Annotated in this window: 14 protein-coding genes; 10 read left to right on the top strand and 4 right to left on the bottom strand. The window is 70.6% G+C overall.

Translation table 11 applies throughout. The annotated features are described in order from the left end of the window. Positions 1–69 precede the first annotated feature (69 nt). The 3 genes from GPA04_RS16720 (at position 70) to GPA04_RS16710 (ending at position 4,832) form a co-directional block, all read left to right on the top strand. The gene (locus tag GPA04_RS16720; protein WP_156225348.1) at positions 70–1,983 is read left to right on the top strand and encodes an ABC transporter family substrate-binding protein; all 1,914 of its coding nucleotides are present in this window, start codon (positions 70–72) and stop codon (positions 1,981–1,983) included. Positions 1,984–2,154: 171 nt separating this feature from the next. After that, positions 2,155–3,696, top strand: coding sequence for an ABC transporter permease (locus tag GPA04_RS16715; protein WP_156225347.1), 1,542 nt, complete (start codon positions 2,155–2,157; stop codon positions 3,694–3,696). A 65-nt stretch (positions 3,697–3,761) separates the two neighbouring features. Next, positions 3,762–4,832 carry an ABC transporter permease gene (locus GPA04_RS16710; protein ID WP_156225473.1) on the top strand — a complete coding sequence of 357 codons (1,071 nt, stop codon included), beginning with the start codon at positions 3,762–3,764 and terminating at the stop codon, positions 4,830–4,832. Between the two features lie 20 nt (positions 4,833–4,852). On the opposite strand, the gene GPA04_RS16705 is transcribed toward GPA04_RS16710, so the two are convergent. After that, positions 4,853–5,431: a PH domain-containing protein gene (locus GPA04_RS16705; RefSeq protein ID WP_156225346.1), complete on the bottom strand. Its 579-nt coding sequence runs from the start codon at positions 5,429–5,431 to the stop codon at positions 4,853–4,855. Positions 5,432–5,526: 95 nt separating this feature from the next. On the opposite strand from GPA04_RS16705, the gene GPA04_RS16700 reads away from it, so the two are divergent. The 5 genes from GPA04_RS16700 to GPA04_RS16680 all read left to right on the top strand — a co-directional run bounded on the left by GPA04_RS16700 (position 5,527) and on the right by GPA04_RS16680 (position 13,354). Beyond that, on the top strand, positions 5,527–7,338 hold the full coding sequence (locus tag GPA04_RS16700) for an ABC transporter ATP-binding protein (protein ID WP_241680868.1): 1,812 nt from the start codon (positions 5,527–5,529) through the stop codon (positions 7,336–7,338). Between the two features lie 76 nt (positions 7,339–7,414). Further along, entirely contained in the window at positions 7,415–9,337 is a 1,923-nt protein-coding gene (gene typA, locus GPA04_RS16695; RefSeq protein WP_156225345.1) for a translational GTPase TypA, read from the top strand. Positions 9,338–9,341: 4 nt separating this feature from the next. Continuing rightward, on the top strand, positions 9,342–10,709 hold the full coding sequence (locus tag GPA04_RS16690) for a PIG-L family deacetylase (protein WP_156225344.1): 1,368 nt from the start codon (positions 9,342–9,344) through the stop codon (positions 10,707–10,709). Further along, positions 10,709–11,203: a flavin reductase family protein gene (locus GPA04_RS16685; RefSeq protein ID WP_156225343.1), complete on the top strand. Its 495-nt coding sequence runs from the start codon at positions 10,709–10,711 to the stop codon at positions 11,201–11,203. Before GPA04_RS16690 ends, GPA04_RS16685 begins: the two co-directional genes overlap by 1 nt. Before the next feature lie 81 nt (positions 11,204–11,284). Next, a complete protein-coding gene (locus GPA04_RS16680) occupies positions 11,285–13,354 on the top strand; it encodes a VanW family protein (protein WP_156225342.1) in 2,070 nt (689 codons plus the stop codon). An 11-nt stretch (positions 13,355–13,365) separates the two neighbouring features. Here the strand turns inward: GPA04_RS16680 and GPA04_RS16675 are convergent, their stop codons facing one another. Continuing rightward, positions 13,366–13,578: a putative acetyltransferase gene (locus GPA04_RS16675; RefSeq protein ID WP_156225341.1), complete on the bottom strand. Its 213-nt coding sequence runs from the start codon at positions 13,576–13,578 to the stop codon at positions 13,366–13,368. 70 nt (positions 13,579–13,648) lie between these two features. On the opposite strand from GPA04_RS16675, the gene fdxA reads away from it, so the two are divergent. Both fdxA and dapC read left to right on the top strand, forming a co-directional pair. After that, complete coding sequence (gene fdxA, locus GPA04_RS16670) at positions 13,649–13,969, top strand: ferredoxin (protein WP_156225340.1); 321 nt, start codon at positions 13,649–13,651, stop codon at positions 13,967–13,969. Positions 13,970–13,996: 27 nt separating this feature from the next. Further along, entirely contained in the window at positions 13,997–15,118 is a 1,122-nt protein-coding gene (gene dapC / locus GPA04_RS16665) for a succinyldiaminopimelate transaminase (protein ID WP_194238967.1), read from the top strand. Between the two features lie 161 nt (positions 15,119–15,279). Here the strand turns inward: dapC and GPA04_RS16660 are convergent, their stop codons facing one another. After that, positions 15,280–17,028 (bottom strand): diflavin oxidoreductase, encoded by a 1,749-nt coding sequence (locus GPA04_RS16660; RefSeq protein ID WP_156225339.1) that lies wholly within the window; start codon positions 17,026–17,028, stop codon positions 15,280–15,282. Then, positions 17,025–22,592 (bottom strand): glutamate synthase-related protein, encoded by a 5,568-nt coding sequence (locus tag GPA04_RS16655; RefSeq protein WP_156225338.1) that lies wholly within the window; start codon positions 22,590–22,592, stop codon positions 17,025–17,027. The genes GPA04_RS16660 and GPA04_RS16655 overlap by 4 nt, the downstream gene beginning before the upstream one ends. Positions 22,593–22,643 lie beyond the last annotated feature (51 nt).

The following is a 22,643-nucleotide window of genomic DNA, read 5'->3' as shown; positions in this document are numbered from 1 at the left end:
CCAGGGCCCATCAGGCCATTCCGGACGAGTCCGGGACGGGCAGCATCCAGGCCGTTCCTAGGAGGAACATTGAAGATCAGGCGCCTTACCGCCATCGTTGCGGGTGCCGCAGCGGCGGCGTTGGCCATCACGGCGTGCACCCCGCCCGATGAGGGTGGAGACGGCGGCACGGGCGGCGGTGACGACGGCGGCATCGCGACCGGTACCGCGGTCACCGTGGGCTGGAACCAGCCGTTCTACGAGTACAACACCAGCTCCGCCACCGGTAACGCCACGGCGAACGCCAACATCCTGTACCTGATGCAGGAGTCCTTCAACTACTACGACGAGGAGCTGAACCTCGTCCCCAACGAGGACTTCGGCTCCTACGAGATCGTCAACGAGGACCCGCTCACGGTCGAGTACACCTTCGCGGACGACAACGCCTGGTCCGACGGCACCGCCGTCGACGCGGTCGACCTGCTGCTGCAGTGGGGCGCCACGAGCGGCAACCTCAACACCCTCGCGGACGAGGACATCGAGTACGACGAAGAGGGCAACGTCGTCAACGAGGACGAGGTCGACGCCAACGTCTACTTCAACGGCACCAGCGCCACGGTCGGCTACATCACCGAGGTCGAGGTCTCCGACGACAACAAGACCCTGACGGCCACCTACGACCGCAACTACGCCGACTGGGAGGTCAACCTCATGGGTGCGGCCGTCCCGGCGCACGTCGTGGGGATGCATGCCCTCGAGATCGACGACGCAGCCGAGGCCAAGCAGGCCGTCAAGGACGCGATCGAGAGCAACGACACCGAGGCGCTCGCCAAGATCTCGAAGTTCTGGAACGAGGGCTTCGCGTTCGGCGACACCCTCCCGGAGGACAAGTCCCTGTACCTGTCCAACGGCGCCTACCTGCTCACGGAGCTCGTCGCCGGTCAGTACGTGACCCTCGAGGCGAACCCCGACTTCACCGGTGAGCACGCCGCCTCGGTGGAGCGCATCACGGTCCGCTACAACGAGGACCCGATGCAGCACGTGCTCGCACTCGAGAACGGTGAGATCGACGTGATGGCCCCGCAGGCCACCGCCGACCTCGTCACCGCGCTCGAGGACCTCGGCGACGACTACACGGTCGAGACCGGGATCGACGGCACCTACGAGCACGTCGACCTCCAGGTCACCAACGGTGGTCCGTTCGACCCCGCGACCTACGGTGGCGACGCCGAGACCGCGCTCATGGTTCGCCAGGCGTTCCTCAAGCTCATCCCGCGCCAGGAGATCGTCGACAAGCTGATCATCCCGCTGAACCCCGAGGCTGAGGTTCGTCAGTCCTACAACGTCGTGCCCGGCTCGCCGATGTACGACGGCGTGGTGGCCGCCAACGGCCAGACGGAGGCCTTCCCGCTGGAGAACGACGTCGCGGGTGCCGAGGCGCTCATGGCGGAGGCCGGGGTCGAGACCCCGATCGACGTCCGCGTCCTGTACGGCGCGAGCAACGCCCGCCGTCAGGCGGAGTTCGCGATCATGTCGGAGACGATCAACCCGACCGGTCTGTTCAACCTCGTCGACGCCGGTAGCGACGACTGGGGCAGCATGCTGTCGGCCAACACCGACCAGTACGACGCGGCGCTGTTCGGCTGGCAGTCCACCAGCACGGCTGTGACCGCCGGTAACGCCAACTTCGGCACCGGCGAGATCAACAACTTCTACGGGTACAGCAACCCCGAGGTTGACGCCCTGCAGGACGAGCTGAGCGTGACGACCGACCCCGCCGAGCAGGAGCGTCTGCTGGGCGAGATCGAGGCACACCTGGTGAACGACGCCTTCGGCGTCACCATCTTCCAGTTCCCCTCGGTCACGGCCTACCGCAACACGGTGAGCGGCATCAGCCCGATCACCATCTCGCCGACCGTCTTCTACGGCTTCTGGGAGTGGAGCACCAGCGGTGACACCGCTGGTGACCCGACCTCGGAGGAGGCAGAGGACTCCGAGGGCTGAGTCAGCTCAGCTCACGAGTCTGAGTGAGCGACGAGCGGGGGCGCCGGACTTCCGGCGCCCCCCTTGTCGTGAACTCGCCCACCGCCCGAACGTGTGAGCGGCGACCGCCTCCGCGGATCTCGCCTACACTCCCGATCGGGCCTGTCACCGTGGACTGCGAGGTAGCCCGCCATGTTGATCTTTGTCATTCGCCGCGTCCTGATGGGGCTGGCACTGCTGCTGGTGTCGTCGTTCCTGATGTACATGCTGGTCGACTTCACCATCGACCCGCTGGAGGACCTGCGCACCAGCACCGACCCGAGCGCCGCGCTCCAGATGGAGCAGCGCACCGAGCAGCTGAACCTGAACGCGCCCCCGTGGGAGCGGTACTTCGACTGGCTCGGAGCCTTCGTCACCGGCGACCCCGGCGTGTCGTGGAACACCGGCCGCTCGGTGTCCGACCTGCTCGGCAGCGCGATCATCTCGACGCTGCAGCTGGTCTCGTTCGCCACGGTGGCGGCGATCGTGCTCGGTGTGGCGGTGGGCATCGTCTCGGCCCTGCGCCAGTACTCGAGCTTTGACTACCTGATCACGTTCTTCGCCTTCCTGATGTTCTCGCTGCCCTCGTTCTGGGTGGCAGTGCTGCTCAAGCAGTGGGGTGCCATCGGGTTCAACGACTTCCTCGTCGACCCGGTGATCGCACCGATGCTGATCGCGGGCATCTCGCTCGCCGCCGGCGTCTTCTGGCAGCTCGCGGTCGGCGGCACCCTCCGGCGCCGGCTGATCCACGGGGCCCTCGCGGCCCTCGCCGTCGCCCTCGTGCTGGGCTACATGCAGATCACCGACTGGTGGCTGCAGCCCAGGCTCGACTGGGTGCTCCTCACGGTGACCTCGCTCGGTATCGCGCTGACGGTCACCACGCTGTCGACAGGCCTGCGCAACCGGCGCTCGCTCTACACCGCGCTGAGCTGCGTGGCGCTCGGGCTGGTCCTGTACTTCCCGGTGCGTTACTACCTCTTCAGCAACTCGATGCTCACGCCGTACATGAACTACGGCATCGTGCTGCTGCTCGGTCTGGCGGCGATCCTGGTCGGCGCGCTCGTCGGTGTGGCATGGCGGGGACCGGACTGGAAGCAGTCCGCCCGGACCGGCGCGATCTCGGCGTTCCTGATCGCCGGTGTGATCTTCCTCGACAAGGTCATGAGCTACTGGCCCGCCTACATGGCGGCCCCGGCGATCAACAACCGCCCGATCCAGACGATCGGTGACCGCGCGCCGAACCTCGGCGGCAACTTCTGGGTGCAGCTGCTCGACCAGTACACCCACCTGATCCTGCCGACGCTGGCGCTGATGCTGATCTCCTTCGCCGGCTACACGCGGTTCTCGCGCGGCAGCATGCTGGAGGTGATGAACCAGGACTACATCCGCACCGCACGCGCCAAGGGCATCAACGAGCGCACCGTGGTGATGCGGCACGGGTTCCGCAACTCCCTGATCCCGCTGGCCTCGATCATCCCCGTCGACATCATCGGTCTGATCGGCGGAGCGCTGATCACGGAGCGCATCTTCAGCCGCCCCGGCATGGGTCAGCTCTTCATCGCGAACCTCAACATGAACGACATCGATCCAGTGATGGCCTATCTCGTGATCGTGGCGTTCCTGGCGATCCTGGCGAACATCGTCGCCGATCTCCTGTACGCCGCCCTCGACCCCAGGATCCGGGTGAACGCATGAGCAACGACCGCAAGGACGACCCGTTCGAGGCCGGCGAGACCGGCTCCGGGTCGCTCGACCCGGCGATGACCGCCGCCGCCACGACCGACAGGAGCGAGGTCGTCGACGACGGCCCCCAGCTCGAGAACGCCATCGAGCTGCGCGAGGTCGAGGGGATGTCGCAGGGCCAGATCGTGCGCCGCCGGTTCTTCCGGCACACCGGTGCGATGGTCGGTCTCGTCGTCATGATCCTCATCGCGATCATGGCGATCACCTCGATCGGGTTCACGCTCGGACCCGTCACGATCCCCGGCTGGTGGCAGTACAACCACAGCCAGCTGAACGACATCGTCAACCCGCGTGGTGGCCCGACGATGCAGATGCCGTGGAGCGAGGGCGGCTTCGTGATCGGCCAGCACCCGTTCGGCCAGGACGAGATCGGTCGCGACATCTTCGCTCGCACCATGAAGGGCGTGCAGACCTCGCTCGTGGTGATGGCCGTGATCGGTGCGGTCGCCACCCTGATCGGCACCCTGATCGGCGCCTTCTCCGGGTTCTTCCGCGGCAAGACCGACACCGTCCTGATGCGGTTCACCGACCTGATCATCACCCTGCCGGTGATCGTCATCGGGGCCGTGCTCGGCAAGAAGCTCGGCTCGGCGGACCCGATCCCGCTGGCTCTCGCGCTCGGCGCGATCTCCTGGACCGGGCTCGCTCGCCTGGTCCGTGGTGACTTCCTGTCGCTGCGCGAACGGGAGTTCGTCGACGCCGCTCGGGTGGCCGGCGCCAGCACGCGCCGGATCATCTTCAAGCACATGCTGCCGAACGCGGTCGGCGTCATCATCGTCAGCGTCACGCTGCTGATGAGCTCGGCGATCCTGCTCGAGACCGCGCTGTCCTACCTCGGGTTCGGCATCACGCCCCCGAACGTCTCGCTCGGCCAGATGATCAACGAGTACCAGGGCGCGTTCAACACGCGGCCGTGGCTGTTCTGGTGGCCGGGCCTGTTCATCATCCTGATCGCCCTGTGCGTGAACTTCGTCGGTGACGGTCTTCGCGACGCGTTCGACCCTCGCCAGAAGAAGATCCCGTCGCCGCGCAAGATGGCGCGCGCCGACCAGCGGGCGGCCCGTCAGGCCGCCAGGGCCTCGGCGTGATCGTGCTGGTCAGGTCCTCCTCAGCCCAACGTCACGCTCAGAGCGGCGAGCACCGCCAGCCCGCCCAGCACGGCGAGCACCCGGGTGTTCGGGGTCACGGTGACCTCGGCGCTGCGCTCGTCGGCGCCCGGGCGCCGGGGCACCCGGTCGGCGATCGCCATCGCGGCGGCCTCGGCGGTGCCGCTGGAGCCGAGCTTGCGCTGCGCGGGGGCCCACTCGCCGTGCTGCTGGCGCTGCGGCACCAGCCGGGCGCCGAAGCCGCTCCCCGCGGGCACCGCCCACGAGGTGTAGGTGACGTCCTGGTCGGTCGTCACCGACAGCGCCCAGCGGGTGTCGGCGTGCCTGAAGCGCCGCCACGGCACCCGCACGGTGCGCCAGACGTTGACGATCGTGATGCCCTCGGCCGTCAGCTCGACCCGCGGGTTCCACAGCAGCGCCCAACCCGCCGCCACGACCAGGGCGACGGGCGCGAGCGTGCTGAGCAACGCCGTCGGGCCCTCCTCGCCCACGAAGGCGACGAGCGCGGCGACCGCAACCAGGGCCGTGAGGACGGCGAGGCCCTGCGCGAGGCGGGACCGGAACGTCTCGGAGCTGTCCATCCCCGCATCGTCCCATCCGCGATCGCCGAGGCGATCGTCCACCCCACGCCGACGAGCACGGCGCGGGCAACCTCCCGAACGGAAGGTGAGCAGCTGTGAGCGCACCCGCACCCATCACCGACGAGCCCGGCTCCTTCGACGGCCGTGAGCCGATCCTGCAGGTCCGTGACCTCTGCGTGGACTTCTACGTCGAGGGCGAGTGGTTCCCCGCCGCGATCGACGTCACCTACGACGTGCGCCCCGGCGAGGTGCTCGCCGTCGTGGGCGAGTCCGGCTCCGGCAAGAGCCAGTCCTCGATGTCGCTGCTCGGGCTGCTGCCCGCGAACGGGCGCGCCACCGGCAGCGCCAAGCTCGACGGCAACGAGCTGATCGGGATGTCGAGCAACCGGCTGCGCCGGGTCCGCGGCAACGACATCGCGGTGATCTTCCAGGAGCCGATGACGGCTCTGAACCCGGTGTACAGCATCGGCTTCCAGATCGTCGAGACGCTCCGCAACCACTTCGACCTCGGCCCGGCGGCGGCGAAGGAGCGCGCGCTCGAGCTGCTCCGGCTCGTCGAGATGCCCGATCCCGAGACGCGGTTCCACGCCTACCCGCACCAGCTCTCCGGTGGTCAGCGGCAGCGCGCGATGATCGCTCAGTCGCTCTCGTGCGACCCGCGCCTGCTGATCGCCGACGAGCCCACCACGGCGCTCGACGTGACCGTGCAGGCCGAGATCCTCAAGCTCATGCGTGACCTGCGGAACCGGATCGACTCCGGCATCGTGCTCATCACCCACGACATGGGCGTGGTCGCCGACATGGCGGACCGCATCGTCGTGATGCGTCGGGGCCGGATCGTCGAGAGCGGCGACGCCAAGCAGATCTTCGCGAACCCGCAGCACCCCTACACCCAGGAGCTGCTCGCGGCCGTGCCGCACCTCGGTGCGCACAGCACGATCGAGATCTCCGAGCACGAGCGCGACCACGGCGGCGACACCCCGCTGGGACAGCCGGTCATGGTGGCCGAGAACATGGTCATCGAGTACCCCAAGCGCGGCCGCACGCCTGCGTTCCGGGCCGTCGACGGCGTCTCGCTGACCATCAACGCCGGCGAGGTCGTCGGGCTGGTGGGGGAGTCCGGCTCGGGAAAGACCACGATCGGACGCGCGGTCGTCGGTCTTCTGCCGGTGACCGAGGGCAAGCTCGAGATCGCCGGGTTCGACATGGTCGGCGCCACGCACAAGGACCTGATGCCGCTGCGCAAGCAGATCGGCATCGTGTTCCAGGACCCGGGCAGCTCGCTCAACCCGCGGCTGCCGATCGGTGAGTCGATCGGCGAGCCGCTGATGCTGCACACCGGCATCAAGGGCTCCGAGCTCGACAAGCGCGTCGAGTCCCTGCTCGACCAGGTCGAGCTGCCCCGCTCGATGCGCAACCGCTATCCGCACGAGCTCTCGGGCGGGCAGCGGCAGCGCGTCGGCATCGCTCGTGCGCTCAGCCTCGAGCCGAAGCTGCTGGTCGCGGACGAGCCGACCTCGGCGCTCGACGTCTCGGTGCAGGCCCACGTGCTGGAGCTGTTCACCGACCTGCAGCGCGAGCACGGGTTCGCGTGCCTGTTCATCAGCCACGACCTCGCGGTCGTCGAGATGCTCTCGAGCCGGATCGCGGTGATGCACCACGGCAAGCTGGTCGAGCTCGGTTCGGCCGCGCAGGTGGTGCAGAGCCCGAAGGACCCCTACACCCAGCGGCTGATCGCTGCGGTGCCCGTGCCGAACCCGGACGAGCAGAAGATCCGCCGGGAGCGGCGCGACGCGCTGCTCATGCAGGCGGCGGCCGAGATCGAGGCGGACGAGGAGCTCGAGGCGCAGCAGCTGAACGTCCAGCCCGGCGAACGTCCGACCCAGGGCGGGCCTGCCGGCTTCTGACCTGTAAGATCTCGTTGGGGTCCGTGCGACGTGGGACGCTTGCCCCTGCCCTCGCCCCTGACCCCAAAGGACCTGTATGAGCTCGCGCACCGACCTGCGCAACGTCGCGATCGTCGCGCACGTTGACCACGGCAAGACCACCCTTGTGGACGCCATGCTGTGGCAGTCCGGTGCGTTCGGAGGTCACGCCGACGTCGCTGAGCGTGCGATGGACTCCGGCGACCTGGAGCGCGAGAAGGGGATCACGATCCTCGCCAAGAACACCACGGTGGCCTACTCCGGGCCTGCCGCGGCGGTCGCGGGTCACCCCGAGGGCATCACGATCAACGTCATCGACACCCCCGGTCACGCCGACTTCGGCGGCGAGGTCGAGCGCGGCCTGTCGATGGTCGACGGCGTGGTCCTGCTCGTCGACTCCTCCGAGGGTCCGCTGCCGCAGACGCGCTTCGTGCTCCGCAAGGCGCTGCAGGCGCGGCTGCCGGTGGTGCTCGTGGTCAACAAGGTCGACCGCGCCGACGCCCGCATCAGCGAGGTCGTCGCCGAGAGCACCGACCTGCTGCTCGGACTGGCCTCCGATCTTCTCGAGGAAGAGGTCGAGCCCGGTCAGGAGCCGATCGACCTCGACGCCGTGCTCGACCTTCCCGTGGTCTACGCCTCGGCTCGTGCGGGTCGCGCCTCGCTGACCCAGCCGGCCGACGGCGAGCTCCCGGACTCGCCCGACCTGGAGCCGCTCTTCGCCACCATCCTCGAGCGGATCCCGGCGCCCACCTACGACGAGGGCGCGCCGCTGCAGGCGCACGTCACCAACCTCGACGCGTCGCCGTTCCTCGGCCGGCTCGCGCTGCTGCGGGTGTTCAACGGCACCCTGCGCAAGGGGCAGACCGTCGCCTGGGCGCGTCGCGACGGCACCATGAGGAACGTCAAGATCACCGAGCTGCTGCGCACCGAGGCGCTCGACCGGGTCCCGACCGACGAGGCCGGGCCCGGCGACATCGTCGCCGTCGCCGGTATCGAGGACATCACGATCGGTGAGTCGCTCACCGACCCCGCCGACCCGCGCCCGCTGCCGCTGATCACCGTGGACGACCCGGCGATCTCGATGACGGTCGGTATCAACACCTCGCCGCTGGCCGGTCGCGTCAAGGGCGCGAAGGTCACGGCGCGGCAGGTCAAGGACCGCCTGGACCGCGAGCTGATCGGCAACGTCTCGATCCGTGTGCTGCCCACCGAGCGGCCGGATGCCTGGGAGGTCCAGGGGCGTGGCGAGCTGGCGCTGGCGATCCTCGTGGAGCAGATGCGCCGCGAGGGCTTCGAGCTGACCGTCGGCAAGCCGCAGGTCGTCACCCGCGAGATCGACGGCAAGATCCACGAGCCCGTCGAGCGCATGACGATCGACGTCCCCGAGGAGCACCTCGGTGCGGTCACGCAGCTGCTGGCGCAGCGTCGCGGACGCATGGAGACGATGAGCAACCACGGCACCGGCTGGGTCCGCATGGAGTTCCTCGTGCCCTCCCGCGGGCTGATCGGGTTCCGCACCCGCTTCCTCACCGACACCCGCGGCACCGGCATCGCGTCCTCGATCTCCGAGGGCTACGAGCCCTGGGCCGGCACCATCGAGTTCCGCACCTCCGGCTCGCTGGTCGCCGACCGGGCCGGTACGGCGACGCCGTTCGCGATGCTCGCGCTGGAGGATCGCGGCCAGTTCTTCATCCAGCCGACCTCCGAGGTCTACGAGGGCCAGGTCGTCGGCGAGAACTCTCGCGGTGAGGACATGGACGTCAACATCACCAAGGAGAAGAAGCTCAACAACATCCGGTCCGCCACCTCCGAGTCGTTCGAGAACCTGACCCCGCCGCGGCTGCTGACGCTCGAGGAGTCGCTGGAGTTCGCGCGTGACGACGAGTGCGTGGAGGTCACGCCGGAGTCGGTGCGCATCCGCAAGGTGATCCTCGACCAGAACGAGCGCAGCAAGGCGGCCTCACGCGCACGACGGGCGTGATTCGGTGACCGCCGACGAGCACCAGATGACCCCGCTGCCGGTCGCCGGCGGCGAGGCAGCCCCGGCTCCCGAGGTGGAGATCCGGCGGGTGCTCGTGGTGGCACCGCACCCGGACGACGAGACGCTCACCGCCGGTGCCCTGGTCGCTGCGCTGGCGAGCCGGTGCCAGGTGACTCTGGTGACGTGCACGCGCGGCGAGCGTGGCGAGATGATCGGCAGCGACCTGGCTCACCTGCTCGAGGACCCGGCCGAGCTCGCCGGGTACCGGGTCGGCGAGCTCGAGCGGGCGCTCACGGCGCTGGGCGTCGTCGACCACCTCTTCCTGGACACGCTCGACGGCGGCCCTCGCCTCGTGGACTCCGGCATGCGCTGGGAGGAGGGCGCCCCGCTGATCCGGGCGGCTCCCTCGCCGGACGCCGGGCCGGACGCGTTCAGCGTGGCCGCACCCGAGCGCGCCGTCGCTGCGCTGGCCGGGGTGATCGACCGGGTCCAGCCGGACCTCGTGCTCCTTGACGAGCCGGGCGGCGGCTACGGCCACCCCGACCACCGCCGCACCCACGAGGTGACGATGGCGGCGGCGGCCACGGCGACGCATCGTCCGGCCCTCGTCGCGTGGGTGGTGCGGCCCGAGAGTGCCGTCCGGGCGGCCCAGCAGTGGCTGCGCAGTCGCTCGGACCTGCCGAGCGCAGGCGTGGACGGCGCCGCGCTGAGCCTGCCCGAGCCGGAGGGGTTGCTGCCCTCGATCGTGGTGCCGGACTCGCAGGTCGACGTCGAGATCGACGTCACCCAGCAGCTGCCGAGGTTGTTCGACGCCCTGCGCGCCCACCGCAGCCAGGTCCAGGTGCCGCAGCTCGTCACGCACGGCGAGCGCGAGCCTGCCGCCGGCTGGTACGCCCTCAGCAACGGGCTGCTGCAGCCGATCCACTCCTCCGCCTGGCTCAGGCTCGCGCCCGGATGGGGCGATCCGGACCAGCTGCGTTCCGCCGTCGGGCGCCTGCTGGGCTCGCCCCAGCGGGTCGAGGGTGGCCGGTGGTTCCGGCCGACCATGATCGTGTTCTCGCTGGTCCTCGGTGCGATGGTGGCCGCGGTGGGAACCACGTTCCACCGGGTGCAGCCGCCGTGGGGGCTGCTGGCCGCGTTCGCGGCACTGGCCGCGGGCGGCGTGCTCGCTCGCACGTTCGTCGACCGGGTCGGGCAGGTCGGGTTCGGCGTCGCGGCGGTCGTCATGGTGTTCGTGATGACGTACGTCCGGCCGGGTGGGGACGTGCTCGTCACGGGTGAGCCGATCGGGCTCGCCTGGCTCATCGGCTCGATCCCGGCGGCTCTGCTGCTGCCGGCCTTGCTGCCCCGGCGCTGGTTCGCCGAGTCCTGATGGGTGACGTCAGCCCCGACGACCTGCGCCGCACGATGTCGCGGCTGGTCTCCGGCGTCTCCGTGATCACCGCGCGCTCGGGGCGGCACGACGTCGCCGCGACCGTGAGCTCGCTGGTCTCGGTCTCCCTCGAGCCGCCGGTCGTGCTCTTCACGGTGCACCGTGACGGCCGGCTGCGCGACGCGGTCGAGGTGGGGGCGTCGTGGGCCGTCAGCATCCTGGGATCGGACGGCGGCGCCGCGGCCCGCTGGCTCAGCGACCCGGGGCGGCCGTTGCTCGACCAGCTGACGAGGATCCCGAACCATCCGGGCGAGCACAGCGGGGCAGCCATCCTCGACGTGGCGACCGCGTGGCTGGAGGCACGCACCCTCTGGGTGGTCGAGGCCGGCACCCACGACGTGGTCGGCGGCGAGGTCGTCGCCACCGGCGTGCGCGCCCAGAACCAGGGCGCGATCCTCCACGGCTACGGGCGCATGGAGAGCTGGGACGGCTGAACGGCCTGCTGCCACGCCGCCGTTAGAATCGCCCGCAGGGGGGCCACGCCCGTGGTCTCGTCGACAGAGTTTCCGAGGCCCATGATCTTCCGTCGATCAGTCAACGACCGCGCCGAGTCTCCCGATGAGGGGATCGGCGCCGACGAGGTGTCGACGACCCCCGATGACGACGCCACCGAGGTGCGACCCGCGCCCGACCAGCCCACCGCCGCCCCGGAGGACGAGACCGCCGTCGTCGAGCCCGAGGCGACCCAGGGCCCGGCGCCCGGGACGGGCGCGGACGAGACCGCCGTCGTCGGTGCGCCGTCGACGGCCGAGACCGAGTCAGACCCCGAGGCCACCGTCGTCCGGGGACCTGCCGAGGATCCCGCCGAGGTGGAGATCACCGAGGAGCCGGAGCCGATGCCCGTCAAGAAGCGCCGGCGCGGACGCAAGGTGCTGCTCGGGGTGGGGATCGGCGTGCTCGTGCTCGCGGGCGCCTACGTCGGCGCGGCCTGGTACCTGGGGGACAAGGTGCCGCAGAGCACCACGGTCGCCGGTGTGGACGTCTCGGGACTGACCGCCGACGAGGCGGTCGAGGTCCTCGACACCCAGCTGGCCGACGTCGTCGGCGGCCCGATCCCGATCGGGATGGGCGAGACCAGCTCGAGCATCGATCCCGCCGAGGCAGGGCTGACGTTCGACGCCGCCGCGACCGTCGACCGGTTCACCGGGTTCACACTCGAGCCGCAGGTGGTGCTCGGGCACGTGTTCGGTCTGGGGGCGCGAGAGCCGGTCGTGACCGTCGACGACGACGCCCTGGTGGCGGCGGTGGAGACCGCGGCCACCGATCTCAACCTCGCGCCGGTCGACGGGGTGATCGCGTTCGCCGACGGCGCCGCGAGCGTGACGACCGAGCCCGCCGACGGGATGGAGGTCGACGTCCCGGCCGCCGCGGAGATGATCGCCGCGGAGTGGCTCACGGGCGAGCGGCCGTTCGAGCTGCCGTCGACCACGACGACGCCGCAGATCGACGACGCCGCCATCGCCGCCGCCATGACCGACATCGTCGAGCCGCTGCTGTCCGCCCCCGTGACGGTCCAGCTCAACGACGCCGAGGCCAGCCTCGAGCCCGTCCTGCTTGCCGCTGCCGCGACGCTCACCCCGGACGCCTCGGGGCTCTCGCTCGCCATCGACGGCCAGATCCTCGCCGACCACATCACCGAGACCGTGCCGTCGGTGGGGGAGACCGCGAAGGACGCGCAGATCGTGCTGCAGGAGGGCGCGCCCGCCATCATCCCCGCCGTCACCGGCACCGGGCTCGACCCCGAACAGCTGGCGAGCGTGGTCAGCCAGGCCGCGGTGGCCACCGGTGACGCGCGCGTGGCGGTGGCCGAGCTCGCGGCGACCGAACCCGAGTTCACGACGGCGGACGCCGAGGCGCTGGGCGTCGTCGAGATCGTGGGGGAGTACTCCACGCCCTACCCCTACGACCCGGTGCGCACCCAGAACCTGGTCAACGGCACCGCCCACATCAACGGCACCCTGGTCCGGCCCGGCGAGGTCTTCTCGCTGATCGAGGCGCTCGGACCGATCACGCGGGAGAACGGCTACGTCAGCTCGAGCGTCGTCGAGGGCGGGTTCGTCACCGACGCCATGGGCGGCGGTCTCTCCCAGGTCTCCACGACCACCTTCAACGCCGCCTTCGAGGCCGGCATGGAGGACATCGAGCACAAGCCGCACTCGCGCTGGTTCGAGCGCTACCCACCGGGGCGCGAGGCGACGATGTATGCCCCCTCGCTCGACATGAAGTGGGGCAACAACACTCCCTACGGCGCGCTGGTGCAGGCGTGGGTCGGCGACGACGGCCGGGTGCACGTGCGGCTGTGGAGCACGAAGTACTGGGACGTCGACATCCGTTCGAGCGAGAAGTACGCCTTCACCTCGCCGCGCACCGTCTACAACGAGTCGGACACCTGCAAGCCGGAGTCCGGCGGCGCCTCGGGGTTCTCGATCGACATCAGCCGCACGATCTCGCTCGACGGCGAGGTCAACACCGAGTACTCGCGGGACTACTCCTGGAAGTACTCCCCGTGGAACCGGGTGGTCTGCGGCGCACCGCCGTCGGCCGACGACGAGGCCGAGACCGAGGCGGAGACCGACGAGGGCTGAGGCGACCAGCCTCAGCGGCGCCGCGGCGCGGGGGCGGGCGGCACGCGTTTGCCGAGCGCGATGACGCCGGCCGCGAGCGCGACCGGGCCGTGCTTGGTGGCGACCTCGACGCCGTCGTCGTCGACCCGGACGAGCTCGCCCAGGGCGTCGGAGAAGCTGCCCTCGTCGTTGCGGTATCTCACGACGACGCGCATGCCGGGCTCCCAGGCTCGCCAGAACGTCATGCCTGCGATACTAGGGCGCAGGACAAGCTGAACCGCTGAACCCGGCGGAGACCGTGAGGAGAACCAACCGGTGACGTACGTGATCGCGCTCCCCTGCGTCGATGTCAAGGACAAGGCCTGCATCGACGAGTGCCCCGTCGACTGCATCTACGAGGGTGAACGCTCGCTCTACATCCACCCGGACGAGTGCGTCGACTGCGGGGCCTGCGAGCCCGTCTGTCCCGTCGAGGCGATCTACTACGAGGACGACGTCCCCGAGCAGTGGGCGGAGTACTACACGGCCAACGTGGACTTCTTCAACGACCTCGGCTCACCGGGTGGTGCGGCGAAGATGGGCATGATCGCCAAGGACCACCCGATCATCGCCGCGCTGCCGCCGCAGGGCGAGTAGGCCGCGCGGGGCAGCGCGGCTGCTGACATGGGCTTCATCGCCATCACCGAGGACTACCCGTGGGACCGGCTGACGCCGTACGCCGATCGGGCCAAGCAGCATCCCGACGGGATCGTGGACCTCTCGATCGGCACCCCGGTCGACCCCACCCCGCCCGCCGTCCAGGAGGCGCTCGCGGCGGCCGCTGACGCGCCCGGGTATCCCACGGTGGTCGGCACCCCCGCGCTGCGGGAGGCGATGGTCGACTGGTTCACCCGGCGCCGCGGCGTCCACGGTCTCACCACGGCAGGCGTGATGGCGACGATCGGCTCCAAGGAGCTCGTGGGATTGCTGCCCTCGCTGCTGGGCATCGGAGCCGGCGACGTCGTGGTCGTGCCCGCAGCCGCGTACCCGACCTACGAGGTCGGCGCCCGCGCCGCCGGCGCCGAGGTGCTGGCGACCGATGACGTGGCCGACTGGGCCGGCGATGCCCGGGTCCGGCTCGTCTGGGTGAACTCACCCGGGAACCCGACGGGCGCCGTCGCCTCGGTGGACCGGCTCCGCGAGGTCGTCGAGAACGCCCGCGCGCTCGGGGCCGTCGTCGCGAGCGACGAGTGCTACGCCGAGCTGGCCTGGGAGGAGCCCTGGAGCTCCGACGGCGTCCCGTGCGTCTTGGACCCCCGTGTCGCCGGAGGCTCGCACAGCGGGTTGCTGGCCGCCTACTCGCTGTCGAAGCAGTCGAACCTCGCGGGCTACCGTGCCGGGCTGCTGGCTGGCGACGCCGACCTGATGGCACGGATCATCCTGATGCGTCGTCACCTGGGTCTGATGCTGCCGTACCCGGTGCAGGTCGCGATGGCCGTGGCCCTCGGTGACGACGCGCACGTCGCGGCGCAGCGCGAGGTCTACCGCCGCCGCCGCGCAGTCCTGCTGCCGGCGCTGCAGGCCGCCGGCTTCACGATCGACCACTCCGAGGCCGGCCTGTACCTGTGGGCGCGCTCGCTCGACGGCGGCGACTGCTGGGCCACCCTCGATCGCCTCGCCGATCTCGGCATCCTCGCCGGCGCGGGGGAGTTCTACGGACCGGGCAGCGAGCACCACGTGCGCTTCGCCCTCACCGCCCCGGACGACCGCATCGCCGCCGCCGCCTCCCGCCTCACCGCCCGCTGACGGTTTCAACACGATTCCGTCCGCTCTCCGGTTTCAACACGATTCCGTCCGCTCTCCGGTTTCAACACGATTCCGTTCACTCACCCCGGGCGGCGCCGGTGCACGGAATCGTGTTGAAACCGAGGTTGCGGGCGTGAACGGAATCGTGTTGAAACCGGGGGTCAGTAGACGTCGCGGACGTAGCGCTTGGCGCGCTTGAGGTCGTTGACGTACTCGGCGGCACGCTCAGACCTGTCGGTCCCGTCCGGGCCGGCGCCGAGCTGGCTCGCCACGATCTCGTGGAGGGCGGCGTCGACGTCCTTCGCCATGCGGGTGGCGTCGCCGCAGACGTAGAGGTAGGCGCCCTCCTCGAGCCAGGCGAACAGCTCGGCGGCCTGCTCGCGCATGCGCGTCTGCACGTACACCTTCTGCGCCTGGTCGCGTGAGAACGCGAGGTCGAGGCGGGTCAGCAGCCCTGCGGAGGCGTGCGCCTCGAGCTCGTCGGAGTAGATGAAGTCGCTGCCGCGGTGCTGGTCCCCGAAGAACAGCCAATTCTTGCCACGAGCGCCCGTCGCGGCGCGCTCCTGCAGGAAGGCCCGGAACGGCGCCACCCCGGTCCCGGGACCGATCATGATCACCGGACGGTCGCCCTCCTCCGGTAGCCGGAACGCCTGGTTGGGCTGCAGGAAGATGCCGGCGACGTCGCCCTCACCGATGCGGTCGGCGAGGAACGTCGAGCACACGCCACCCCGCACGCGGTCGGCACCGTGGCGCACCGACGCCACGGTCAGGTGGATCCGGTCCGGGCTGGCGAGCGGGCTGGAGGAGATCGAGTAGGCCCGGTGCCGCAGCGGCCGGAAAAACCGCGCCAGCTCCTCCAGCTCGAAGGAGTGCGACGGGTTGAGGTCGAGCAGGTCCAGCGTGTCCTTGCCGTACAGCCAGTTCTCGAGCGGCGCACGGTCCTCGCGCTGAACGAGAGCGGCCAGCTCGCCGTCGGGGTTGCGCTCGGCGAGCGCACCGATCAGGTCTCTGGACGGCGTCCGGATCTCCCAGGCGTGCAGCAGCGCGTCCTCGAGGCTCGTGCCGGCGACCGCGGCCGCGGCGTCGTGCCCGAGCCGCGCGACCAGCGCTTCCGCGAGAGCCGGGTCGTTGCGCGGCATCACGGCCAGCGCGTCACCGGCGGCGTACTCGATCCCGGAGTCGCCCAGCGCCAGCTCGAGGTGCCGGATCTCCTTGGCGCTGCTCGGGCCGGACAGCACGCGGTTCGCCACCAGCGCGGCCGGGAACGGCGTCTTCCGGCTCCACCTCGAGCGGGTTCTCGACGGCGCAGCCGCACCCTCGGCCGGTCCGCTCGCCCCTCCCGGGGCTTGCTTGGCCAGCGCGTCGACGGCGGTCGCGATCCACGCGGCGGCGTCGTCCTCGTAGGAGACGTCGCAGTCGACGCGCGGAGCGAGCCGCTGCGCGCCGAGCTGCTCCAGCCGCATGTCGAAGAGCTTCCCGGCCTCGCAGAAGTTGTCGTAGCCGGTGTCGCCCAGGCCCAGCACGGAGAACTGCAGCGACTCCAGCCGCGGCGCGTTCTCGTCGTTCAGCGCATCCCAGAACAGCTCGGCGTTGTCGGGCATGTCGCCCTCGCCGTAGGTCGAGGTGATGATCAGCAGATGCCCGGTCTCGGCCAGCGTCTCGGGTGTCGCCGAGTCGAGCGGGCGCACCTGCGCCAGCACGCCGCGTTCCCGCGACGCCGCGGCGAGGTCCTCGGCCAGCAGCTCGCAGTTCCCGGTCTGGCTGCCGTAGAGCACGGTCACCGTGAGCGAGGGCGCCGGACCGGCGGGGACGTCGCGGTGGGCCGAGGCCAGCCCGGCCAAGAAGCCACCGAGCCAGCTCTGCTGAGCGGTGCTGAACGGTGCGTCCGGTGGGATGAACAGGGCTGTCATGGAGCCACCACCTTCGAGGTGAGCGCACCGGCGAGCGAGGCCAGGTCGTCGAGCGCCGCCGTCGCGAGCATCTCGTCGAACCGGGCCGCACGCGCGCGGCGGCTGTTCTTGCTCTGCTGGTACAGGATCCACCCGTACGTGCCGGGCGCGTCGATGCCGCGGACGTTGCGCAGCTGCAACGAACGCCGGTAGTCGTCGAGCCGCTTGGCTGCGACGAGCGTCGCGAGCTCATGGTCCTCGAAGACCTCGAGGTGCCCACGGATGTACTTGACGAGCCGCTGCATCACGAAGAAGTCCTCGGTCAGCACGAGGGTGCGTGCGGTCTCGACGACCCGGGGGTCGTCGATCGCCGCGCCACCGCCCACGCGGTCGAGCGCGATCTCCTGAGCCGCGCTCAGCACCGTGTAGGAGCTGAGCAGGCCGTACATGTCGCCGGCGTCGGTGCCGCCGATCACCGGCACCCGGCCACCGGCGATCGGGGTCCCGTCGCGGTAGTGCTCCTTGAACTCGCGCAGCTTGTCGGCGGCGATCGCCGTGTTGAGCTCCTCCAGCAGCTCCTTGCGCGACTTGTGGGCGGCGATCGCGTCGGCGTCCTGGTACAGCAGGAGCGCGCGTGGCATGCCGACGACCATGTGCTCGCGCGCCGTGGACCAGTCCTCGAGCAGCCGCTCGGCGAGCGGCGAACCGGTCGCCTCGAGGTGCCACTGCAGCATCGTGCGGACCGCGAGCTCGTGGAAGGGCCCGTGCTCGGAGTCGATGAGGGGCAGCACCAGCAGCGAGTCCTCGCTCACCCGGCCCGCGATCGTGCCGGCCGGGTCGTACTGGTAGACGAACCCGCCGCTCATGCCGTTGCCCAGCCCCTTGCCGGCACCACCGAGGTTGAGCACGGCGCCGTTGGTCATGTACTCGCACCCGAACTCGCCGAGACCCTCGACGACGGCGGTCGCCCCCGAGTTCCGCACGGCGAACCTGTCACCGGCCTCGCCCTGGACGAAGAGCCGGCCACCGGTCGCTCCGAACAGCGCGAAGTTGCCGATCAGCACGTTGCCGCCGGGCAGCCCGGGGTTGCCCCCGCCCGGCGTGCGGACCGTGATCTGGCCGCCCGAGGCCGACTTCCCGACGCCGTCGTTCGCCGTGCCGATGTGCGTCAGCGAGATGCCGTCGTTGCAGAACGCGCCGAAGGACTGCCCGGCCGAGCCGGTCGTGGTGACCAGCACCGAGTCGGGGAGCAGGTAGCTGCGGCCGCGCTCGTCTGCCGCGACGGCAGGCATCGCGGCGAGGACGTCCTGCTCCAGCTCGTGGTTGAGCAGCCGCTCGACGTCGATCGACAGCTGCCCGCCGACGGTCTTGTCGGAGTTGCGCAGCTGCCCGGCGTCGATGCTGACCTGCTCCTGGCGGCCCAGCACGAGCGCAGCCCGCACCTGGTCGATGAGAGCGTCGTCGGTGGCGAAGTCCTTCTCGAGGTAGACCGGGTCGGTCACGACCTTCTCGGGGACGGCCGCAAGCATGCGTCGCACGTCGAGCTTGCCGACCGCAGCCGGGTGCTCGAGCAGCTGCAGCAGGTCACCCCGGCCGCGCGCCTCGCGCAGCGAGGACAGGCCCAGCCGGGCCAGCAGCTCGCGGACGTCGTGGGCGATGTTGAGCAGGAACTGCGCGAGCGCGCGCGGGTCGCCGTCGAACGCCTCAGGGTTGGTGGTGAGGCCGGCGGGGCACTTGATGTTGCAGTTCTTCGCCATCACGCACTTGAGCATCATCAGCGCGGTGGTGCCGAACTCGAAGCTGTCGGCGCCGAGCAGGGCCGAGATCACCACGTCGCGTCCGGTCTGGTGCGCGCCGGAGCAGCGCAGCGTCACCTTCTGGCGCAGCCCGTTCGCGGTGAGCGCCTGGTGCACCTCGGCCACGCCGATCTCCGCGGACCGGCCGGCGTACTTGAGGCTCGTCACCGGGGCCGCACCGGTGCCGCCGGTGTTGCCGGCGACGTTGATGACGTCCGCACCGGCCTTGGCCACCCCGACGGCGATCGTGCCGATCCCCTCGGAGGAGACGAGCTTGACGATCACGCGGACGCGCGCCGCCTTGCAGTCGTGGATCAGCTGGGCGAGGTCCTCGATCGAGTAGGTGTCGTGGTGCGGCGGCGGCGAGACGAGCTCGACGCCGGGCGTGCCGCCGCGCGCCGCGGCGATCTCGACGGTCACCTTCGGCGCGGGGAGCTGGCCGCCCTCGCCGGGCTTGGCGCCCTGACCGATCTTGATCTCGAGCTCCTGCAGCATCGGGTCGGCCAGGTAGCCGGCCCAGATGCCGAACCGCCCCGAGGCGAACTGCTTGATGCGGGAGCCGCGGATCGTGCCGTAGCGCGAGAGGTGCTCGCCGCCCTCACCGCAGTTCGACAGCCCGCCGGCCATGTTGGTGCCGTGCGCGACCGCCTCGTGGGCGGTGGCGACCAGGGCGCCGTGGCTCATCGCCCCCGAGGTGAGGCTGCGGGTGATCTCGTGCGCGGGCTGCACCAGCGGGAGCGGGACCGGTGCGGGCGCGGGACGCAGCAACCGCAGGAACCGCGCGGTCCGGCCGGAGACCGTCAGCACGAGCTCGTCACCGGCGAGGTGGTGCTCGTGGACGTCCTGCGGGTAGGTGCTCTCCAGGGCGCCGACCAGCGCCTCGTAGCGTGCGGGCTGCGGTCCCGAGACATCGGTGAACCGCAGCCGGAAGGTCCGGGTGACCGCTGCCGCATCGGCGTCGGTCCCGCTCGCGCCTCCGGCGTCCGGCGTCTCCACGATGTCGAGACCGCGCACCAGGATGCTGTCGTTGCCCTCGAGCGCGAACCGGTCGAGCTCGGTGGCGAACTCGGTCGCCGTGCGCAGCCCGGTGACGTCCGCCGGGAACGTGAGGACGTCACGCAGCGCGGAGGGCCGGGTCGCCCGCTCCGCGCGGGTCTGCGACACGAAGTCGCGGTAGCCCGGCGTGATCGTGAAGGCGTCGATCTCGGCGTCGGTGAGCGCGTCGAAACCGGCGTAGGTGTACGCCTCGTCGGTGAGCCCGAACGCGTCCCCGAGACCGTGGAGGGTCTGCAGCCGGAGGGCGGGATCGGTCTGCGGCGGCGCGAAGCTGACCTGCTCCTCGGTCATGTCGCCGAAGCCGCGCACCACGACCGTCCCGTAGGAGTGGCCGGCCCCCTCGGCGCGCTCCTTGAACAGGCCGAGCAGCGGGATCTGGCTCTCCTCGGTGACCTCCAGGGCGCGGCTGTGCCACGCGGTCGCCGCACCCGCGATGCGCTCGAAACCGACGCCGCCCACGGGGGCGTCCATGTGCGGGAAGCACTGGGCGAGCACCTCGTCACGGGTGTCGAGGTAGTTGGGCTCGAAGAACTCGCCGCCGATGTAGCTCTCGACCGTGCACAGGCCGACCCGGCCCATGGTCTTCGCGAGCGACTTCAGGGCCGCCTTGCGGTACTTCTCGACGGCGAGGTCCGTCTCGGTGACGGTCTCGGCAGGAGCGGCCGGCGCCGGGTACTTCTGCTCGGCGCGCAGCCGCGCGGAGATGCTGTAGACCGCGGACGCGCCGAAGCCCAGCGCCACCGCGATGTGGTGGGAGGAAGGCAGCTGACCGCTCTCGGCCACCACCGAGACCCGCAGCCGCAGCCCGGTCTCGATCAGGCGCCGGTTCACGGCGGCGAGGGCGAGCGGCAGCGGCAGCGGCGCGCGGGTGCTCGAGATGGCGCGGTCGCTGACCACGGCGATGCCTCCCGAGGACAGCGCGAACTGCTCGAGCTCGTCACAGAGCGTGGTCAGCGCCGTGCGCATCGCCGCGGCGTTCGCCTCGGCGTCGCCCGGCGCCGGGGTGTAGAGCATGTCGAACCGCTGCAGCGGCGTCACCTGCTGCTCGCGCAGCCGCAGCATCTCCAGGTGGCCCAGGATCGGCGAGGGCACGACGATCTGCGTCATGTCGGCGCCGCTGCCCGGCTTGGCGCCGAGCGCGACGTGCATGCTCATCCCGTCGGCCTCGCGGATGCTGTCGAGCGAGGGGTTGGTCACCTGGGCGAAGCGCTGCGAGAAGTACTTCGCCATGCCGCCCTCGGTGTCGGAGAGCGCGTTGATCGCGTTCCCGTACCCCATCGCCGAGATGCGCTCGGCTCCCGAGGCGAGCATCGGGTCCATCATGAACCGGAAGCTCTCGGAGTTGAGGGCGTAGGCGACATACCGAGCAGGCAGCGGCAGGTCGCCGTCGTACCCCAGGGTGGTGCTGCCACGCTCGAGGCGACCCGGCAGCTCCAGGTCCTCGAGCTTGACCCGCGCGCGCGTGAGCAGCGCGCCGTAGTCGCGGCGCGCGGCCAGCACCGCCAGCGCCTCGGAGGTGCGGTGGATGATCCCGGTGCGGTGGTCGAGGTAGAGCATGCCGCCGGCCTCGATGCGGCCGCGGCCGGTGACCTCCTCGGCGGGGAAGTCGACCTGCCCCGCTTCGGAGGAGACCATCAGGTAGGTGTCGGTCTCGACCGTGCGCAGCGGGCGCAGCCCGAGCCGGTCCAGGCGCGCGCCGACGATGTCGCCGTCGCTGAAGATCACCGCTGCGGGGCCGTCGTTCTTCTCCTCGTACAGCGAGAAGTACTCGAGCATGTCGCGCACGTTGGCGGGCAGCGTGCGGTCGTTCTCCCAGGCGGGCGGCATCAACGAGACGACCGCCTCGAGAAGTCCCAGGCCGTCGTCGAACACTCGACTCTGCAGGGTCTGGTCGAGGCGGCTGGAGTCGGACTGACCGGGCGGCCGGACGATGCTGCGGTGGCGCGAGCTCGCGAGCGCCTCGTCCGAGAGACGGTTCTTGCGGTCGGTGTTGAGCTCGCCGTTGTGCGCCATCATGCGGAACGGCTGCGCCATGCTCGGATGCGGCTCGGTGTTGGTGGAGAAGCGCGTGTGGAAGTACAGCGTGCGCACGGAGTGGCGCTCGTCGGTCAGGTCGGTGAAGTAGGCGATCACCTCACCGGAGTTCAGACGCCCCTTGAGGACCTGCGTGCGGGCGCTGAGGGAGAGCGGGTAGAGGCCGGCGAGCGCCGGGTCGGCGAAGGCGGCCGACTCGATGCGCAGCAGCGCGGCGTTGGTGGCTCGGTCGAGGTCGGTGCGGTCCCAACCGGGTGCGGCGCGGAACACCCACTGCACGATCGGCAGCTGGTAGGCGAGCGCGGCCGGCCGCAGCACGCTGCGCTCGACCGGCACGTCGCGGACGGCGAGCACCTCGACGCCCACCGTCGCGAGCACGTCGTCGACCAGCTGGCGAGCCGCCGGCCAGGCCTGCTCGTCGGTGGGCATGAAGAAGTTGCCGACACCGAAACGCCCGGCCTGCAGCGCCTGGCCCGTGATGGCGGAGAAGAGCTCGACCGACAGGTCCACGCTGACCCCCGCGCCGTCGCCGACGCCCTCCGAGGACCGGCCACCGCGGTGGGGGATCGCGCACAGCGCCTCGTCGCCCTTGCTGATGACGTCGTGGGAGGGGCGGCCGTCCTTGCGCGTGATGAAGCCGACGCCGCAGTCGCTGTGCTCGAGGGAGGGGTCGTAGAGGGTGGCTCGCCTGAGGTCCATGTGTGGTCCTGCCGTTCGTCTTCCCGCCTGCTACGGGCTGTGGGACGAGCG

Source organism: Pseudactinotalea suaedae (genome assembly GCF_009733815.1).
Classification (GTDB): domain Bacteria; phylum Actinomycetota; class Actinomycetes; order Actinomycetales; family Beutenbergiaceae; genus Pseudactinotalea; species Pseudactinotalea suaedae.
The sequence above is the reverse complement of the archived record's forward strand: the minus strand, read 5'-3'. Positions and strand labels throughout refer to the sequence as shown.

Bases quoted from the DNA above. Each gene is read 5' to 3' on its own strand.
- GPA04_RS16715 (WP_156225347.1), top strand. From the start codon at position 2,155: ATGTTGATCTTTGTCATTCGCCGCGTCCTGATGGGGCTGGCACTGCTG.
- GPA04_RS16710 (WP_156225473.1), top strand. From the start codon at position 3,762: ATGACCGCCGCCGCCACGACCGACAGGAGCGAGGTCGTCGACGACGGC.
- GPA04_RS16705 (WP_156225346.1), bottom strand. From the start codon at position 5,431: ATGGACAGCTCCGAGACGTTCCGGTCCCGCCTCGCGCAGGGCCTCGCC.
- typA (WP_156225345.1), top strand. From the start codon at position 7,415: ATGAGCTCGCGCACCGACCTGCGCAACGTCGCGATCGTCGCGCACGTT.
- GPA04_RS16685 (WP_156225343.1), top strand. From the start codon at position 10,709: ATGGGTGACGTCAGCCCCGACGACCTGCGCCGCACGATGTCGCGGCTG.
- GPA04_RS16680 (WP_156225342.1), top strand. From the start codon at position 11,285: ATGATCTTCCGTCGATCAGTCAACGACCGCGCCGAGTCTCCCGATGAG.
- GPA04_RS16675 (WP_156225341.1), bottom strand. From the start codon at position 13,578: ATGACGTTCTGGCGAGCCTGGGAGCCCGGCATGCGCGTCGTCGTGAGA.
- dapC (WP_194238967.1), top strand. From the start codon at position 13,997: ATGGGCTTCATCGCCATCACCGAGGACTACCCGTGGGACCGGCTGACG.
- GPA04_RS16660 (WP_156225339.1), bottom strand. From the start codon at position 17,028: ATGACAGCCCTGTTCATCCCACCGGACGCACCGTTCAGCACCGCTCAG.
- GPA04_RS16655 (WP_156225338.1), bottom strand. From the start codon at position 22,592: ATGGACCTCAGGCGAGCCACCCTCTACGACCCCTCCCTCGAGCACAGC.